At 66.5% G+C, this 17,468-nt stretch carries 19 protein-coding genes and 1 pseudogene; 12 read left to right on the top strand and 8 right to left on the bottom strand.

Going from position 1 to position 17,468, the window contains the following annotated elements:
- Window positions 1-63 precede the first annotated feature (63 nt).
- From ACORQU_RS09245 to ACORQU_RS09255, 3 genes are all read left to right on the top strand, one after another.
- The gene (locus ACORQU_RS09245) at window positions 64-1,395 is read left to right on the top strand and encodes an AMP-binding protein (RefSeq protein ID WP_491645033.1); all 1,332 of its coding nucleotides are present in this window, start codon (window positions 64-66) and stop codon (window positions 1,393-1,395) included.
- A gap of 33 nt (window positions 1,396-1,428) precedes the next feature.
- On the top strand, window positions 1,429-2,385 hold the full coding sequence (locus tag ACORQU_RS09250; RefSeq protein ID WP_491644793.1) for a hypothetical protein: 957 nt from the start codon (window positions 1,429-1,431) through the stop codon (window positions 2,383-2,385).
- Window positions 2,386-2,542: 157 nt separating this feature from the next.
- Window positions 2,543-3,463, top strand: a complete 921-nt coding sequence (locus ACORQU_RS09255) for a hypothetical protein (RefSeq protein WP_491644794.1) — start codon at window positions 2,543-2,545, stop codon at window positions 3,461-3,463.
- Window positions 3,464-3,568: 105 nt separating this feature from the next.
- Here the strand turns inward: ACORQU_RS09255 and ACORQU_RS09260 are convergent, their stop codons facing one another.
- The 3 genes from ACORQU_RS09260 to ACORQU_RS09270 form a co-directional block, all read right to left on the bottom strand.
- Entirely contained in the window at window positions 3,569-4,567 is a 999-nt protein-coding gene (locus ACORQU_RS09260; protein WP_491644796.1) for a chorismate transformation FkbO/Hyg5 family protein, read from the bottom strand.
- A complete protein-coding gene (locus ACORQU_RS09265; protein ID WP_491644797.1) occupies window positions 4,564-5,964 on the bottom strand; it encodes an NAD(P)/FAD-dependent oxidoreductase in 1,401 nt (466 codons plus the stop codon). Before ACORQU_RS09265 ends, ACORQU_RS09260 begins: the two co-directional genes overlap by 4 nt.
- A gap of 69 nt (window positions 5,965-6,033) precedes the next feature.
- The gene (locus ACORQU_RS09270; RefSeq protein WP_491644799.1) at window positions 6,034-6,510 is read right to left on the bottom strand and encodes a nuclear transport factor 2 family protein; all 477 of its coding nucleotides are present in this window, start codon (window positions 6,508-6,510) and stop codon (window positions 6,034-6,036) included.
- Between the two features lie 194 nt (window positions 6,511-6,704).
- Here ACORQU_RS09270 and ACORQU_RS09275 point away from each other — a divergent pair, with 194 nt between their 5' ends.
- From ACORQU_RS09275 to fabG, 9 genes are all read left to right on the top strand, one after another.
- A complete protein-coding gene (locus tag ACORQU_RS09275) occupies window positions 6,705-6,974 on the top strand; it encodes a phosphopantetheine-binding protein (protein WP_271647564.1) in 270 nt (89 codons plus the stop codon).
- On the top strand, window positions 6,949-7,698 hold the full coding sequence (locus ACORQU_RS09280; RefSeq protein ID WP_491644801.1) for a ketosynthase: 750 nt from the start codon (window positions 6,949-6,951) through the stop codon (window positions 7,696-7,698). The genes ACORQU_RS09275 and ACORQU_RS09280 overlap by 26 nt, the downstream gene beginning before the upstream one ends.
- A 121-nt stretch (window positions 7,699-7,819) precedes the next feature.
- The gene (locus tag ACORQU_RS09285; protein WP_491644803.1) at window positions 7,820-8,599 is read left to right on the top strand and encodes a lysophospholipid acyltransferase family protein; all 780 of its coding nucleotides are present in this window, start codon (window positions 7,820-7,822) and stop codon (window positions 8,597-8,599) included.
- A gap of 17 nt (window positions 8,600-8,616) precedes the next feature.
- Window positions 8,617-8,898 carry an ApeI family dehydratase gene (locus ACORQU_RS09290; RefSeq protein ID WP_491644805.1) on the top strand — a complete coding sequence of 94 codons (282 nt, stop codon included), beginning with the start codon at window positions 8,617-8,619 and terminating at the stop codon, window positions 8,896-8,898.
- On the top strand, window positions 8,895-9,878 hold the full coding sequence (locus ACORQU_RS09295; RefSeq protein WP_491644807.1) for a lysophospholipid acyltransferase family protein: 984 nt from the start codon (window positions 8,895-8,897) through the stop codon (window positions 9,876-9,878). The genes ACORQU_RS09290 and ACORQU_RS09295 overlap by 4 nt, the downstream gene beginning before the upstream one ends.
- Complete coding sequence (locus tag ACORQU_RS09300; RefSeq protein ID WP_491644809.1) at window positions 9,793-10,452, top strand: LolA-related protein; 660 nt, start codon at window positions 9,793-9,795, stop codon at window positions 10,450-10,452. Before ACORQU_RS09295 ends, ACORQU_RS09300 begins: the two co-directional genes overlap by 86 nt.
- Complete coding sequence (locus ACORQU_RS09305; protein ID WP_491644811.1) at window positions 10,449-12,794, top strand: MMPL family transporter; 2,346 nt, start codon at window positions 10,449-10,451, stop codon at window positions 12,792-12,794. Before ACORQU_RS09300 ends, ACORQU_RS09305 begins: the two co-directional genes overlap by 4 nt.
- Window positions 12,781-13,215, top strand: a complete 435-nt coding sequence (locus tag ACORQU_RS09310; RefSeq protein ID WP_491644813.1) for a hotdog family protein — start codon at window positions 12,781-12,783, stop codon at window positions 13,213-13,215. The genes ACORQU_RS09305 and ACORQU_RS09310 overlap by 14 nt, the downstream gene beginning before the upstream one ends.
- Before the next feature lie 332 nt (window positions 13,216-13,547).
- Window positions 13,548-14,291: a 3-oxoacyl-ACP reductase FabG gene (gene fabG, locus ACORQU_RS09315; protein ID WP_491644815.1), complete on the top strand. Its 744-nt coding sequence runs from the start codon at window positions 13,548-13,550 to the stop codon at window positions 14,289-14,291.
- 430 nt (window positions 14,292-14,721) lie between these two features.
- Here fabG and ACORQU_RS09320 read toward each other — a convergent pair whose 3' ends face one another.
- The 5 genes and pseudogenes from ACORQU_RS09320 to ACORQU_RS09340 form a co-directional block, all read right to left on the bottom strand.
- Window positions 14,722-15,105, bottom strand: a complete 384-nt coding sequence (locus tag ACORQU_RS09320; RefSeq protein WP_491644816.1) for a hypothetical protein — start codon at window positions 15,103-15,105, stop codon at window positions 14,722-14,724.
- Window positions 15,102-15,800 (bottom strand): annotated as a pseudogene (locus ACORQU_RS09325) (RHS repeat-associated core domain-containing protein); the annotation flags it as partial. The gene ACORQU_RS09320 and the pseudogene ACORQU_RS09325, both read right to left, overlap by 4 nt.
- 434 nt (window positions 15,801-16,234) lie before the next feature.
- Window positions 16,235-16,546, bottom strand: a complete 312-nt coding sequence (locus ACORQU_RS09330) for a hypothetical protein (protein WP_491644818.1) — start codon at window positions 16,544-16,546, stop codon at window positions 16,235-16,237.
- Between the two features lie 125 nt (window positions 16,547-16,671).
- The gene (locus tag ACORQU_RS09335; protein WP_491644820.1) at window positions 16,672-17,085 is read right to left on the bottom strand and encodes a hypothetical protein; all 414 of its coding nucleotides are present in this window, start codon (window positions 17,083-17,085) and stop codon (window positions 16,672-16,674) included.
- On the bottom strand, window positions 17,082-17,459 hold the full coding sequence (locus ACORQU_RS09340) for a hypothetical protein (protein ID WP_491645191.1): 378 nt from the start codon (window positions 17,457-17,459) through the stop codon (window positions 17,082-17,084). Before ACORQU_RS09340 ends, ACORQU_RS09335 begins: the two co-directional genes overlap by 4 nt.
- Window positions 17,460-17,468: the final 9 nt, after the last annotated feature.

A 17,468-nucleotide genomic window follows, 5' to 3' on the forward strand; every position in this document is an offset into this window, starting at 1 on the left:
GACGTCGGTCCTCGCCCGGCATGGACACACAGGGATGTAGAGCCGCACGCCATGTCAGCCGTCATCGAATCATCGCCCCGCCCGGCAGGACGCTGCGCGCTGGGCAGCGGCGCCCCGGACCGGGTCATCGCCCGCTGCGCCGGCCGCGACCTCTCCCTGGCGACCTTCCACGCGCACGTCCGTGGCTTGGCCCTGCGGCTGCCGGCCGGTCGTCATGCGGTCAATCTGTGCGAGGACCGCTACCGGTTCATGGTTGCCCTGTGCGCGGTGGCGCTGCGTGGTCAGGTCACCCTGCTGCCGCCTTCGCGCGCGCCGGCAGTGGTCCGTGACCTGATGGCCCGGCAGCCGGCCACTTATGCGTTGGGCGACCAGGCGCTGGAGGTCGAACCGCCGCACTACTGGCGCCTGCCCGACGTCCTGGAGCAGGCCGACGGCCCGCCGCCGCAGGTCGACCAGGACGCGGTGTTCGCCGTCGCTTTCACCTCCGGCAGCACCGGCACCCCCAAGGCGTTCCCCAAGACCCTGGCCCAGTTCCGCGCCAGCACCGATCAGTTGGTCGCGTCCCTGGCCGACCTGTGCGCAGGTGCGGCGCCGAGCCTGGTGGCCACGGTGCCGCCTCAGCACATGTTCGGCCTGGAGCAGTCGGTGCTGGTGCCGCTGCTGACCGAGGCGACCGCGCATGGCGGGCGCCCGTTCTTCCCGCAGGACGTGGCCCGCGCGCTGGAGCAGATGCCCGCGCCGCGGCTGCTGATCACTACCCCGGTGCACCTGCGTGCGCTGGTCGAGTCCGGCGTGAGGCTGCCGCCGATCGCCGGCTGCGTGTCGGCCACCGCGCCGTTGGAGCCGGCACTGGCGGCGGCGGCCGAGGCGCGCTTCGGCGGGCAGGTGCGGGAGGTCTTTGGTTCGACCGAGACCTGCATCTTCGCCACGCGCCGCACCGCGCACGAGCGCGCCTGGATGCCCTTGCCCGGGGTGAGCGTGCAGCCGCAACCGGACGGAACCTGTGTCGATGCGCCGCACCTGCACCAGCCGGTGGTCCTGGCCGACCTGACCGAAGTGTTGCCCGACGGGCGCTTCGTCCTGCACGGGCGCCAGGCCGACCTGCTGGAGATCGCGGGCAAGCGCGCTTCGCTGGGGGACCTCACCCGGCGCCTGCTTGCGGTACCCGGCGTGCGCGATGGCGTGGTGGTGCAGCTGGATACACCCGGCAAGGTGCGTCGCATCGCCGCGCTGGTGGTCGCGCTGGGCCTGTCCGAAGGCGATGTGCTCTCGTCCCTGCGCGAATCCATGGACCCGGTGTTCCTGCCGCGCCGCGTACGCTTCGTCGACACCCTGCCGCGCAACGAGACCGGCAAGCTCCCGCGTGCGGACCTGCTGCGGTTGCTGGGCGAATAATCCGAGAGACACACCACGGCGCAAGGAGGCCTCGTGAAAACGCAGGAAAGATGCAGGACCCTCGCATGGCGGGTGTGGATGATGGCGATCGGTTCGCTTTGCCTGGCCACGGCGGGATATGCCGTGACTCCCCGCATGCCGCCGCGCCCGGCGCCGCCACCGCCCACGGTCCCCTTGCGCGACCGCCTGCCGGCCCTGCAGGCCGGCGTGGCGCACGGTGACCCGGTCGCGATGTGCGCCCTGGCCTCGGCGCTGGACGATTGCGAGACCTACGCCACGCGTCTGGACGAACTGCAGGACGACCTGCAGCGGCGTGCGGCTGCGGCAAGCACGGGCCAGGATGCGCAGGCGGCCAAGGCCATGGCGCGCGACGCCGCGGCGCTGCGGGCGCGGCTGGAACCGGCCCTGCTTGGCTGGAAGACGGCTTACGCCGGCGCTCCCGCCCTTGGCCCCGCCGAGCGCATTGATCTCTGGCACGACGCTGCGCAGGCGGGCAACCGCACTGCGCTGATGGTCTATGTCGGCGCGGCGCGGCTCACGACGGATCCTGCAGGCCTGGAGCCCCAGCGCGCGACGTATCGGGCGCAAGCCGAGGCGCTGGCGCGCTCGGCGGCCCGTCGCGGCGATGCGATCGCTCATCAGACGCTTGCCTCGGCCTACTGGCCAGCCGATCCGCAGTCGGCGCAGGCACCGCTTGCTCAGGCCGTGCAGCCCGATCGCGCGATGGCGGCGGCCTTGCTGACACGACTGGCCGGTGCGATGCGCACGCTCCCCAAGGAGCGCAACCGGTGGTTCAGGGCGCGCCAGGCGGACTTCCAGCTGCAGCGCGTCCGGGTCGGCATGTCCGCCGAAGAGACGGACAGGGCCGGGCGTCTGGTCGCGGAATGGGACAAGACCTGGGCCCCGATCGACCTCACGCCAGCAGGACTGGCGCTCTATTGGCCTGCCAGCGAAGCCGAGCGGCTCGCGCAACGGGATTGCGCCCATTGAGCGCTGTGGCAGCATCGATCGCTGGATCCGTGCGATGTGGTTGGCGATGAGGACGCGCTGGTTGAGATGGTTGGCTGGGATCGGCCTTGTGGGGCTCGTCACGCTGGGCTGGTGGTCGGTTCGCCACGGTCCAACGCCTCAAACGACCGCGGTCGCCATGCCGCTAGACGCGTCTGCTGGCGCCGCGGCCCCTCACATCGCCAACGCCCCAGCCGCCAGCGCGCCGCTGCCGGCGCAGGGCACCCCGTTGCGGCTGGTGTTCGACGACCTCAAACGTCGCGCTGGCACCGGCGATGCCCGCGCGGCATGCCGGCTGGCGGCAGAACTGGAGCAGTGCGAGCGCGTGCGCATGCAGCTGGCGCAGTTCGACGATCAGATGGGATCGCTCAGGCATACCCAGGAAGTTGTGGCGGGCAATCCTGAAGAGACGGCACGGCGCAAGGACATGATGGAGCGCCTCTTGGCCAAGCGCGGCCAGCGGCTGCTGGAAGCGTCCGAACAGTGCGACGGTGTCCCGGTGATCTCGCCGGCCCAGCGCGCCGACCTGTGGCGCGCCGCCGCGCTCGGCGGCAGCCTGCCGGCACTGACCCAGTACGCGGTGGGCAATGCGTTCCGTCTCCGCGACACCCTGCAGCTGCTGCCGCAGCTGCAGGTCTATCGCAACGAGGCCGAGTCGCTCGCGCTGCAGGCCGCCCAGCGCGGCAGCCTGTCGGCCACGCTGGCGCTGGCGGGCGCGTACTCGCCCCAGCGCGAGAGTGGACGGCGCACCTATCTGGCGCAGGTCGTGACGCCGGATCCGGCCCGCTCGCTGGCCCTGTACCTGCGTGCGCAGCAGGCGCTGGGCAACACGCCAACGGACCAAACGCAGGCGCGGCGGCGGCGCTTCCGCGACACGATGTTCGAGCGCAACATCGACTGGCTGCGCGCGAACATGTCGCCCGACCAGATGGCCCAAGCCGACGCCCTGTCGCGCCAGTGGCAGCAGCAGTGGACGCCCGTGCCGCCGGAGGAGACCCGCGGCACGTTCTCCATGGACGGCGGGGTATCGGACATCGCCCCGGCCCGCTGCGGCGACTGAGCGAATCTGCCTGGTGGGAGCCGCCATGGCGGCGATGAAGCTTTCCCTGTGGAGCCTCAATCGCCGCCATGGCGGCTCCCACCAGGTGGGTTTCAATGCTGAGCGTCAGGCGCCGTGGACGCCGTCGATCTCGATGCGCAGGTCGCGGCGGCAGACCACCGCGTGCAGCAGCAGGCGCGGGACATCGGCGGACAGGCGCGCCTCCAGCAGCGCGGCGACCTGCGACAGCTCGTCGGCATCGCGCACGTAGACCTTCAGGCGGCTGCCGGCATCGAATTGCGCCGGCAGCGCGGGGCGGTGGCGCCGGGCGCTGGCGATCAGGCTGTCGAAATTGGCGAAGGTCTCGGTCAGCTGCGCCTCGGTGGACTCCGGGTGCAGGGTCTGGTGGCCGACCACCGCGGCGGTGCCCGAAAGCAGCAACGGGGTCTCCACGCCCGGCGGCGGCAGCATCGCGCGGGCGAAGCTGGGCGGCTGCGGGCCGTACTGGCGCGGGTAACGGTAGGCGCTGACCTGGCGCGGGTTCTCCACCGGCGTGCCGGGCGTGTCGCAGGCCAACCAGTACACCTGCAGGCGGCGCACGCCGTCGATCCGTCCGATGGCCGTGGCCGCCGGCAGCTGGCCGGTATCGAACTGCCCCAGTCCGCGCGCGCGGCCCACGCAAAAGCGCCGGTAGCGCTCGGTGTCGCCCTCGCCCTCGGTGATCGCATCCAGGTAGTTCCAGACGCGCAGCAGGTGTGGGGTATCGCTGGCCGGCACGAATTGCGAGAGCAGGGCGTAGGCCTGTTCACCTGCGGCCTCGATGTCGTCGTCGACCTCGTCCAGTTCGATCGCGCCGAACTGCAGCCGGCCATCGCTGGCCCAGGCCACGGCGCCCTCGCGGCCACAGGTGACCGGCCGCGACCCACGCCAGACTTCCAGCGGGGCGGTGCCGTGCGGTGCCAGGGGGACGCGCAGATAGCGCGGATCGTCACTGCCGGGCGCGTCGGGGCCGAAGCCGAACACGGCCAGCACCTGATCATTGGCCAGCAGGGCCGACAGCTGCGTGGCGTCGACGTAGTCCACGGTCAGGCGCGTCGACGCAAGCGTTGGCAATGGACGACTCACGCGCTGCCCTCCGCGCCTGGTTGCAGGGTTTCGCCGTCGAAGCCCTCGACGCGCTGGCGCCGGCGGCGGCGCCAGGCGCGCAGCGCCTGCGGCACCATGATCAACACGTGCGCGGCGTAGATGGCGCGGAACACGCGCAGGCGCCGGGTGACGCGCGGCGCCTCGAACACGTCGCCGGCCAGCATCGCCACTACCGCCGACTCCACGTCCAGCACGTCGCGCGGATTGGCGAACAGGTGGCGCATCGTCGGCGAGGTGAAGCGGTAAATGAACCACTTGAACTCGTCCAGCCCGGCGTCCAGGTGGCGCTGCAGCTGCCGGCGCAGGCGCGGTGCCCGCGCCGGCGCGCGCAGCGCCGCGTCGACCATCTGCGCGCCACGTTCGGCGCTGTGCATGGCCAGGAACACCCCCGAGGAGAACATCGGGTCCACGAAGGCATAGGCATCGCCCAGCAGCAGCCAGCGCGCACCGCTCATCTGCGTGCACTCGTAGGCGTAGTTGCCGGTGGCGTGGACCGGTGCGCAGCGGGTCGCGCCTGCCATGCGCGTGGCGACCTCCTCGTTGAGCGCCAGGGTCTGATCGAGGAACCGGCCCAGGTCGCCCTGACGGGTCTTGAGGTAATCGGGAAAGCACACTGCACCCACACTCATCACATCATTGGGCAGCGGGATCAGCCACATCCAGCCGTGCCGGTGGCGGTAGATGCTGATATTGCCGGCGTCCTCGCCGGGCCGACGCGCCACGCCGGTGTAGTGGCTGAACACGGCGGCGGACTGGTGGTGCGGGTTCTTGCGTTTGAGCTTGAGCTTGCTGCCCAGGAAGGCATCGCGACCGCTGGCGTCCAGCAGCCACTGCGGGCGCAGCGTGTGCACCTGCTCGCCCTGGCGCACGCTCACCACCGGCTGCTCGCCTTCGAAGGTCACACCGGTGACCGCAGTGCGCTCATGCGCGTCCACGCCTTCGGCCCGGGCCTGCTCGAACAGGATCCGGTCGAAGTCCGCGCGCGGCACCTGTAGGGCGAAGTCGGCCTTGGCCTCCAGCGCCCGCGAGAAACGGAAGGTGTTGTAGCCGCCGCCGTCCTTGGGGAAGTCCGCGCCCAGCTTGAGCGTGCCGATGGCGCGCACCTGCTCCAGCACGCCAAGGCGTTCGAGCAGGGGCATGGTCATGGGCAGCAGCGATTCGCCGATATGGAACCGCGGGTGGGCGTCCTTCTCCAACAGGGTGACCTTCCAGCCCTGGCGGGCCAGCAGGATGGCCGCGGTGCTGCCGGCGGGGCCGCCGCCGACGATCAACACATCGGGCGTGGCGTCGAGTGCCGCGGAAGCGGCCGGGGCGTCTTCCGTCCGCGCGCGCACGGGATCGGCGGGCGGGGAAATCACGGCGGCGGCGGGGGTCATGCGTGCGAACCTTGCGCGTGCGGCTGTCCTGACAAGACAGCCATCTTATAAGAAGACGCCGGCGTCTCCCTACAGCCCCAATGCGCTCAGGCCTGCATGATCGTCCGGTCGGCGCCCCAGCGGCCAGTGGAATTTCCGCTCGGCTTCGGCGATGGGCAGGTCGTTGATGCATGAATAACGACGCGCCATCAATCCGCTGTCCTCGAACTCCCAGTTCTCATTGCCGTAGGAACGAAACCAGTTGCCCGAGTCGTCATGCCACTCATAGGCGTAGCGCACCGCAATGCGATGGCCATCGAACGCCCACAGCTCCTTGATCAAGCGGTAATCCAGCTCCTTGGCCCACTTGCGGGAAAGAAACGCCTCGACCTGCGCGCGGCCTTCGATGAATTCAGCGCGATTGCGCCATGAGGTGTCCGGCGTATAGGCCTGCGCGACCTTGTGCGGATCGCGGCTGTTCCAGCCATCCTCGGCCAGTCGGACCTTCTCGATGGCCGATTCCCGGCTGAACGGAGGCAGCGGAGGGCGTGACGAGGGCTGGGACATGGAAGCTCCGTAGAGAGTTAGGCCTGTAAAAGCCGGGGCAGTCACCGGGGCGCGGGAGGAAAACCCTCACTACACGATGACATGAGGATCGACGGCCCGCATCCCCAAAGTTGCCATCCCCGGGGTGGCAGTTGCGCGCGTGCCGACGATGCACCATCTTGTCGCTCCTTCAACGTACTGGAATCCCTCGCCGCATGTCCGCGCAAACGCCCGAAGAACACGAACTGGCCCAGCTGCTCGTCGAGAGCCTGAACCTGGAGGACGTGGACGCTGGCGCGATCGACCCGGAGGCCCCGCTGTTCAACACCGGCCTGGGCCTGGACTCGATCGATGCACTGGAGCTGGCCCTGGCCATCGGCAAGCGCTACGGCTTCCAGCTGCGTTCGGACAGCGAGGACAACCAGCGTATTTTCGCCTCGCTGCGCGCGTTGTCGGCGCATGTCCAGGCCAACAAGACCGTCTGAACCCGTCGCGCCGCAGGCCGATGCCGCCGCCCCGCCGTGGGCCGTCGGTGTCGCGCTGCTGCTGGCGATCGCCTACTCGCCGCTGGCCCACTGGGCCAACGCATCCGGCCGCAGCGACCTGGCCGTGCTGGCCGGCGCGGCGCTGGTGCTGATGCTGCTGGTCGAGCCGATGGCGCGCCTGCGCCCCTGGGCCTGGGGGCTGGCCGTGCTGTTGTTGCTGGCCTTGGCCCCGCTGTGGGATTCCCCCCATGCGCTGGTCCTGCTGACTGCACCCCCAGTGGTGTTCACCGCCTGGGTGGCGTGGTTCTTCGGCCGCAGCCTGCTGCCCGGGCGGCAGCCGCTGATCGGGCGGATCGTCGAGGGCCTGTACGCACAGGCCGGACACGTGCTCACCACCGCGCAGCGGCACTATACCCGCCGCCTGACCGGCGCCTGGGCCTTGCTGCTGGCCGCCATGACCTGCTTGAACCTCCTGCTCGCCTTGTGTGCGGTGCCCGGGGGAGTCCTGGCCCAGCTGGGCAGCACGCCACCGCTGGCCATCCCCGATGCGCGCGCCTCGCTGTTCGCCAACCTGCTGGGGTATGGGGTGATCGGTGGGTTCTTCCTGGGGGAGTACGCCCTGCGCTCACGCTGGTTCCCGGTGCGCCCCTACCGCAACTTCGTGGATTTCGTGCGTCAGCTGGCCAGGCTGGGGCCGGGCTTCTGGCGCGACCTGCTGCGTTGAGCCAGGGCGGCGTTGTCCCAGGCGCGTGGCGAGTGCCGTTCACCGCACCAGCACTGTTCACCGTTAAAAAATCGCAAATTCCGGCGACGCAATCGCGCCTTTGCCCGGTATGCTGTCCCGCATGAGCACCTCGACCGACAACATGGATGTGCAGTCGTCGCAGGCCTCCGCCTCGCTGGCCTGGAGTGTCTGGAACGCCCTGCAGCTTCTTTTTACCCTGGCGTGGACGGCCGCGTGGATCTCCGTGGCGTTGGGCCTGCGCCTGATTGGGGTGCCCACCGAGCGCGTGCTGCGCATGGCCGCCCGCTGCTGGGCGCCGGGCCTGACCTTCGGCGCCGGGGCGCGGCTGGTGGTCGAAGGGGGACAGGACATCGACTGGTCCCGCCCGCATCTGGTGGTGTCCAATCACCAGTCGGTGATCGATATCTGCGTGCTGTACATGGCCATTCCAGCGCCGCTGCGCTTTCTGCTCAAGGACGAGATGCTCAAGGTGCCGTTCGTGAACTGGTACGCCAAGGCCACCGGGATGCTGTTTCTGGACCGCGACAGTCGCCGCGCCGGGGCCATCGTGCGCCGCCAGGCCGCCGCACTGCTGCGGCGCGGGCAGAGCCTGTGCCTGTTCCCCGAGGGCACGCGCAGCCGCACCGGTGCGTTGGCGCCATTCAAGGCGGGCCTGCTGCAGGCGGCCATCGATGCCGGCGTCCCGGTGGTGCCGGTGGCCCTGGACGGTTGCGGCAAGGTGCTGCCGGCCACGGGTCTGTTCCGGGTGCGCCCGGGCACGATCCGCGTGCGCATCGGCACGCCGATCCAGGTCGGGCAGGGCGAGGCGGCCCTGGACCGCCAGGCCCTGACCCAGCGCGCCCACGAGGCCGTGCGCCACATGCTGGAACCGCGGATCTAGAGGCCGTTCGACGCACCATGGAATTCGCAGTCCCGCACGACCATCCCGCGCTGCCTGGCCATTTTCCCGGTCATCCCGTCGTGCCCGGCGTGGTGGTGCTGGATCATGTCCTGGAGGCGGTGGAAGCCGCGCATGGACCCCTGGGCGGGGCGCTGCGCCTGCCGCAGGTGAAGTTCGTCCAGCCCCTGCTGCCCGGCCAGCCGGCGCGGATCGAACTGGACGGCACCGCGCCGCGCTGGAAGTTCCGCGTGCTGCGCGCCAACACGCTGCTGGCCAGCGGCGAGGTGGTGCAGGCATGAACGCGGCCTGGAAACAGCGCCCCGAGGGCGGCACGCGGCTGGCGCTGTGCCTGTTCCGGGTCGTCGCCTGCCACGGCGGGCGTGGGCTGGCGCGGATGCTGCTGTATCCGATCACGCTGTACTTCATGCTGGTGCGCGGCCCCGAGCGCCGCGCCTCGCGTGCCTATCTGGCACGGGTGCTGGGACGCCCGGCGCGTTGGACCGACACCGCCCGCCACATCCATACCTTCGCCTCGGTCATCCTGGACCGGGTGTTCCTGCTGAGCGGTCGCATGGACGCGTTCCATGTGGATGTCAGCGGCCTGGACCAGCTGCACGCGCAGATGGACAAGGGCCGTGGCGTGCTGATCTTCGGCTCGCATCTGGGCAGCTTCGACGCGCTGCGGGTGCTGGCTCAGGAGCGGCCGGACGTGCAGGTCAGGGTGGTGCTGGACAAGGCCCAGGCGCCGGCGATGACCGAGGTGCTGGCCGCGCTCAACCCGCGCCTGGCCGAGTGCATCATCGACGCCAGCCAGGACAGCACCTCGATCGTCATGGCGATCAAGCAGGCCACCGACGAGGGCCATCTGGTCGCGCTGCTGGTCGACCGCACCCGCCCCGAGGAGCCGGCGCTGCCGGCGCAGTTCCTTGGCAGCCAGGCGCAGTTCCCGACCTCGCCCTGGTTGATCGGCGCGGTGCTCAAGGTGCCGGTGGTACTGGCCTTCGGCCTGTACCACGGCAAGGCGCGATACTCGCTGACCTTCGAGACCTTCAGCGAGGGGCTGGACGTGCCGCGTCGCAATCGTGCGGCCAGCCTGGGAGCGCTCATCCGCGGTTATGCCGGACGGCTGGAGCATTACGTGGGCCTGGCGCCCTACAACTGGTTCAACTTCTATGATTTCTGGAACACCAAGCATGCGCAGGACGCTGCCGCTGCGGCCCTGGGCGCTGATGCTGACGCTGCTGTGCAGCGCCGCACCGCTGTGCGCCGCGTCGCCTGACGCGGTCGATCCGACCTGGATCCTGTCCAAGATCGCCCGCCCCGGGGCGATCACCACCCAGTTCGTGGAATTGCGCGGTTCGGCGCTGCTCAAGACCCCGCTGCGGGTCGAGGGCCGCTACGCGCGCGATGCCGACGACACCCTGGTGCGCGAGGTCACCGCGCCCTACCACGAGAAGATCACCCTCAAGGGCGACAGCGCCATCCTGGAGCGCGAGGGCAAGAAGACCCGCACCTTCTCGCTGTCGCGCGCGCCGGAACTGGTCGACCTGCAACGCGGATTTGGTGCGCTGTTGTCCGGCGATGCCACCCAGCTCGAGCAGCACTACGCCTTGAGCGCCAGCGGGACGCGCCAGGCCTGGCAGCTGAAGCTGGATCCCAAGGACGCCACCGCGGCCAAGGCCCCGGTGCGCGAGATCCAGCTGTACGGCAAGGGCGCCGAATTGCGCTGCATCGAGACCACCGATGTCAAGGGCCAAGCCCAGCGCACGCTGTTGGCCGGCGCCGCGCAAGCGGCGGCAGGCGTGGATGACGGCGCGGCACTGACCGCGCTGTGCCACGGCGCCCACGGGTGAGTCTGCCCCCGATCGCGCGCACCGGCCTGGCCCTGCTGTGGCTGGCCGGGCTGCTGGCGCTGGGTGCGTGGATCGGCAACACGCTCAAGCTCTCCGGCGACCTGCGCATGTTCATGCCCGAGGCGCGCACCCCGGCGCAAAAGCTGCTGCTGGACGAACTCGGCGAGGGGCCTGGGTCACGCCTGCTGTTGCTGGCCGTCTCCGGCAGCGACCCGGCCACCCTGGCCGCGCAGTCCAAGGCCTTGCGCGCGCGGCTGCAAGCGCAGGGCGATACCTTTTCGATGGTCGGCAATGGTGACCAGTCCTTGTCCGACGCTATCCCGCCGCGCTGGATGCCCTATCGCTTCCTGTTGACCGACCGCTACGACGCGCACCCGCTGGATGCCGCCAGCCTGCACGCCGCCCTGGTCGAGCGCGTTCAGGACCTGGGCTCGCCGGCGGCGGACATGATCGAGCCGATGCTGCCGCGCGATCCGACCCTGGAACTGCTGCACGTGGCCGAGACCCTGCAGCCGGCCGATGCGCCGCAGCTGATCGACGGGGTGTGGTTCGACAAGGCCGGCAAACGCGCGCTGCTGGTGGTACAGACCCTGGCCGGCGGCTTCGATCCCAGCGGCCAGCAGCAGGCCGTGGCCGATATCCGCAGCGCATTCGCCGAGGTGACCAAGGGCAGCGACAGTCAGCTATTGCTGACCGGGCCGGGCGCGTTCTCGGTGGAGATCAGCACGCGCACGCAGAACGAGACCCAGTGGATCGGCATGTTGGATACCGTCGGCCTGATCGTGCTGCTGCTGGTGGCCTACCGCAGCTGGAAGATCCCGCTGCTCGGCGTGCTGCCGCTGGCCAGCGCCGGCCTGGTCGGCATGATCGCGGTGATGCTGGTCTTCGATCAGGTCCACGGCATCACCCTGGCGTTCGGCTTCACCCTGATCGGCGTGGTCCAGGACTATCCGATCCATCTATTCAGCCACCAGCGCCCGGGCCTGGCGCCCTACGCCAATGCACGCCACCTGTGGCCGACGCTGGCGACCGGGGTGGTGTCCACCTGCATCGCCTATGTGACGTTCTTCTTCTCCGGCGTGGAGGGACTGCGGCAGTTGGCGGTGTTCACCATCTGCGGGCTGGGCGGCGCGGCGCTGCTGACGCGCTTCCTGCTCCCGGCGCTGATCGACCCCTCGCCACGCGACTATGCCGATTCGCGCCTGATGGCGCGGATGTACGTATTGATCGAGCGCCTGCCGCGCCCAGGCTGGCAGGCGCTGCTGGGGCTGGCGGTCGTCGCCATCGTGGTGATCGTCGTCATGCCCACGCCGTTCTGGCAGCACGACCTGTCCAAGCTGACCCCGGTCCCCACGGCCTCGCTGATGCAGGACCAGGAGCTACGCGCCGAACTGGGCGCGCCGGACGTGATGTACGTGCTGACCGTGCAGGGCCCCACCCGCCAGGCGGCCCTGGACGCGTCGGAAGGCCTGCGCACGCGCCTGGACGCGCAGGTCGCCGATGGCAACCTCAGTGGCTATGACATGGCGGCGCGTTACCTGCCCAGCGAGGCCGTGCAGCGCCGTCGCCAAGCCCGGCTGCCCACGCCGGAAGCGGCGCGCGCGATGCTGGATCAGGCCGCCGCGGACCTGCCGTTCCGCAGCGATGTGTTCGCCCCGTTCCTGGCCGATCTGCAGCAGGCGCGCACAGCCAAGCCGCTGGACGTGGCCGACCTGGCCGGCACGCCGCTGGCTTCGCCGGTGCAGGGCCTGTTGATGGAGGGGGGCGACCATGTCACCGCGCTGGTCTCCCTCAGTGGCCTGCGTGATGCGCAGGCGCTGGCCAAGGCAATGCAAGGCACCGGTGCGCAGCTGATGGACCTGCGCGAGGCCTCGCGCACGCTGGTGGGGACTTATCACCGCGTCCTGGTGGCCATGGCCGTGGCCGCGGTGCTGCTGGCGCTCGCGGTCAGCGTGGCGCTGCGTGAGCGCCGCCGCATCGTGCGGGTGCTGCTGCCGATGGGCTTGAGCGTGCTTCTGATCCTGGCGGTGCTGCGCGGCTTTGGCGTGGAGCTCAACCTGTTCCATCTGATCTCGATGATTCTCGGGGCCGGGTTGGGCCTGGACTACGCGCTGTTCTTCGATCACGCCGGCGACGATGCCGCCGACCAGCGCCGCACCCTGCATGCATTGATTGTCTGCAGCCTGATGACGTTGCTGGTGTTCGTGCTGCTGGGTCTGTCCAGCATCCCGGTGCTGCGCGCGATTGGCTCGACGGTGGCGATGGGCGTGGTGTTCAACTTCGTACTGGCCCTGTTGGTCTCGCGCGAGCCGGTGGCACAGGTGGTCGATGCGCGGGCGTGAGGCGATTGCCAGGCTGGTCCCGCACCAGGGCCTGATGTGCCTGTGGGAGGAGGTGGTGGCTTGGGATGCGACCTCGGTTGCCCTGCGCAGCGTCGGCCATCGCGATGCGGAACATCCGCTACGTTCGCATGGCCGCCTGCGCGCGGTGCACCTGTGCGAATACGGTGCCCAGGCCATGGCCGTGCACGGCGGCCTGCTCGGTCAGGCCAGCGGCGCACCGGTGCGCCCGGGCATGCTGGTGGCGCTGCGTGGCGTGCAGCTGCATGTCGATGCAATCGATGCGCTGCACGGCCCGCTGGAAGGTCATGCCGAACTGTCGATGCACACCCCCGACAGCCAGCAATACGGCTTTCGCATCCTGCACGCCGGCGCGCTGCTGGCAGAAGGCCGCGCCTCGGTGATGCTGGGTCCGGCGCCCTGAGGTCGAGCTGTTGTCGTGGGAGTTTCCCATGGCGACGACGGGGCTTCACCGGGCGGGCCACATCGCGGCTATAGCCGCTCCCACAGGAAAGCGACTTCGACCCGATGCAGTGCTGCTGTTGAGGGAGTTGCCACGGCGACGATGGCGCTTCGCCGGGCAAGCCGCATCGCGGCTGTAGCCGCTCCCACAGGCAAGCGACTTCGACCTGATGCAGCGCTGCTGCTGTGGGAGTCGCCACGGCGACGATGGGGCTTTGCCGGGCAGGCCCCAGCGCTGCCTTGGCAGCAGCTCCCACCGCGGTGTGATCTCCCGCGGCTGCTAGCATGACGCGCATGAGTGCACAGACTTCAACATCCGCGCGCCGCGCCCTGGTCACCGGCGGCAGTGGCGATCTTGGCGGCGCGATCTGCCTGGCCCTGGGGACGGCGGGCTTCGAGGTCATCGTCCATGCCAACGGCAACCTGGCCAAGGCGCAGGGCGTGGCCCAGCAGATCATCGATGCCGGCGGTCATGCCCAGGTGGTGGCCTTCGACGTGGTCGACGCCGAGGCCAGCGCGGCGGGGATCGCGGCGCTGCTGGAAGCCGGCCCGGTCCATGCCGTGGTCAACAACGCCGGCATCCATGACGACGTGCCGATGGCCGGCATGAGCGCGCAGCAGTGGCACCGGGTCATCGACGTGTCGCTGCATGGCTTCTTCAACGTCACCCAGCCGCTGCTGCTGCCGATGGCGCGCGCGCGCTGGGGCCGGGTGGTGAGCGTGTCCTCGGTGGCGGCGGTGATCGGCAATCGCGGCCAGACCAACTACGCGGCGGCCAAGTCGGCGCTGCACGGCGCGACCAAGTCACTGGCACGGGAGATGGGCAGCCGCGGCATCACTGCCAATGTCGTCGCCCCCGGCGTGATCGAAGGCGCGATGATCGGCCAGGCCTTTCCGCCAGAAGCGATCAAGCAACTCGTGCCGGCCGCGCGCGCCGGCAAGCCCGAAGAGGTCGCTGCGCTGGTGGTCTTCCTGTGCTCGGACGCGGCCGGCTACATCAACGGCCAGGTCATCGGGGTCAATGGCGGCATGGGCTGAGCCGGCGCCGCCGGCGCAGCAGATCGGCGCTCGGGCTAAGGAACTATTGAGCCGGGGCTCTTGCTGGTTGGCACTTCTTGACGAATGAATACACAGAATTGTTCCCGTGCTTGGTGACGTGAGCATAATGCGTTTGCGGTCTTGCTCATGGAACCTCATGGTTTTGGAGCGATGCCAGAAAGGGCTACTTATGTGGTGTCTGCCAGGTAGGGAGCTTACGGGTGCATTCGGCGCGTTGGCGGCGGCGGCTGCCGCAAAGCCTTAGCTAGAGCGGGCATTTTGCGATCTGCCGGGGTTCTCCACTGAGGTGTGTACCAATCAGAATAAGCGTTGAAGTATTAGATCTGACCCGGTTAATATCCGCCTAATTCGCTTTCCTTATAAAAGTAATTAAAACACTGGGTTGTAAACATGAGTTTATTTATTTTTATCAATTCGATTTTGCGCACGACGACCGCAGGGTGCTTGTTACATCTGGGCTAATCATCGCGGAAGTAGGTAATTGGTCAATAAGGCGACAGGGAATCAGTCTTTGTCCTTCAGTAGGAAGTGTGAACAAATTTCCTCCGCTGCTTAAAGAGTTTAGCGCTATCCACGCCCTTCCTTTTGAGCCAATAGAGAAGCCGGCCAAGGCATAGCCGTCCTTATTCTCATAAACTACCCGTGCTTCGATTTTATTCCGATGCTCCAGTTCGGCCGCCTGTAGTGCAGCATATACTGGCTTGTCGGCCAACTCTCCCTGAGAAAAGATCCTGAGGAAGAGGAATGCTATCCCAATTAATGCAGTTATTGACAGGAAATAGATAAATTTCATGGGTCTGACATCCCATTGAAATTCAGAAACTCAATCGGAATGCCGCCGCCTTTCAGAATAAGCGTAGACCCGGTATTGAGCGGGCTAGCAAGTGCGTGAACATAGACAAGTCCAGGCGATATGTGGCCACTTGCGTCAGCAATACTAGCTTCCTGCAGGCATCTATCAACTGCCGTCGCACAGTTATTCGATGCAACAGAATAGTCTTTTTGCGTATGTTTCTTCATCTCAGCTGCGATCGCGGCCTCCTGCTGAGGCGTGGTGCTAAGCCGGAGAATTTCCAAGCACCTGTCTTTCACTTGTAACTGCAAATAGCTACGCGTACTGCTGCCGTAGGGGTGTACCGTACCAAAGCTAAACAGGCCATCACTTGACGTTGCTATAGTTATATGTCCAAACGGATTCCCGTCCACGGCACCCGAACGGATAACCAGTGTATCCAATGCCAGCGAGTCTGTGAGGTTTACCGGATTGCTAACGGTATAAGCGTATGTGCCGATCCCCGCACCCAACCCAATCGGATCACTCTGCACATACCGCCGAGTGGTCGGCTCGTAATCCAGGAAGTAGTTGTAGTTGAGTCCCGTGGCCGCGTCGAACCGCTGCCCCGGGAACCGCAGATCCAACACGAACGCGTTGCCGTCGGCATCCGGATCCTGGTCAGGTGGCGTGCTGCCGAACGCCTCGCCCTTCAGATCTCATTTTCAGATCGCGTGGTCGCCCACGGGGCCGATCACTACGCGCGGACCGACCAGTTTGCGTAATCCGGCCCACTGCGTTGCGCCAGTACTCGGCCACGCTGTTGTCCGGATAGATGGTCTTGGAGGCATCCCCCGCCTAGGCGTAGGCTTAGCGCAAGGTCAAGGCCTTGCCTTCGGCCGCCTGCACCTTGCGCACCAGATTGCCGAAGCGGTCGTAGCAATACTGCGGGGCGCTGTAGGCATGTGTTGGAAACTGCACTTTGACTCCTGTTTTCGCAAGCTTCTAGCCGAAGCCGACCATATTTTTCACGCTGCCATTAGATTTTTTAGTGGCATTATCACTCATTTTACATGCCAGTTTAATCCGCGCGCACCCAAAATATGTCAGTCAATGAGGTTGGGCCAACTCAAATATATATAGATAGTGCTCAGTAAAGTTCGGCCATCGCCTTCAGATAGTCGTCGAGAGTCGTAATTCGCCTCTCTATTTTCTTGTTCTTCTTTTTGGCTAATCGCTTCAATTCAAACAGCAGGACCCCATAGCCGGAATCCCACGCGGCGTCTTTTTTTGGTGCCAACTCAACCGAAAACCGGTCGCCAGGCCGAAGCTTGTCAGCGGGCAACGAAAGTTCTGCGGCTACGTGATTGAGGAGCTCAACAACTAGTGTCCTATCGATATGAGATGTTGAGTAGTAGAGATCAAACACCTGCTGAGGTGACAGACTTTCGCGATTACTCATGATTTCGTTCATTACTCAAAACTCGCATTGCAGCGCTCAGGCTAACGAAATCTGGCGATCCAGGCACGCCTTCATCGACGGAAAATCCTTTGGTCTGACGGCTCTGGGGCGCCTCTCAATGCCGACTAACTACCTCCGCTCCCCTTCGTTCCAGACTCCGGACTAATTTCACGGCCAGACCATGGTCGGAAATAAATCAGGCATCCAACCAGTGCGGTGCACCCGCCATTAAAGGGCAATCGCCAGGCATCCAAAATATTTGTGCTAGCCGGGTAAAGGATTTTTGAAAAAACAAAGCCAACAAAAATGCCGACTAGTACAGGGCCTATGTACTTAAGAAATCTAAATTTTTCTAGTGAAATTACCGAGATCCAACCGGCGACTGCAATCACGGGAAGGGAAAATATGTAGTATGCGGAAAAAACTACTAGCCAGGTTGAAAGTGAATTTAAAAAGTTTTCAGGGGCAATAATTAAATCCACAGCTGCCGGGGCTATTGCTGAGATCAAAGCACTAATGACTGCTCGCTTGAATTTCATCGCCTGCACCCGCATTTTGAATTCTCGCTTATGAATTCCTGCATCTGACCGCCCCATACTTTTTCATTGACGATTTTGTTGATAAGCGCCGAGCTTGACATTTTGTCAGCTTGCATCCAGCTTAACCCCCCGCCATATGTGTGAGCCGCCCCATTAATAACTGACCTCGCAACATAGCCTGGGCTGAAAGCACTTCCTGGAGCAGTGATGTTAACCACCAAGGCGCCACCACTTTTTAAGTCTTTCGTCAGGTAAGTGGTGACAAAATTTGAAAGTGGGAGACCCGGAACCCCTGCATCATTGTGGGTCGTACCACCAGAGCTCGCCGGGCGTGCATTTTTAGACGGTGTCGGATGATTTATCAGATCATTCATGACGCCATC

Source organism: Pseudoxanthomonas sp. JC1303, from assembly GCF_058448525.1.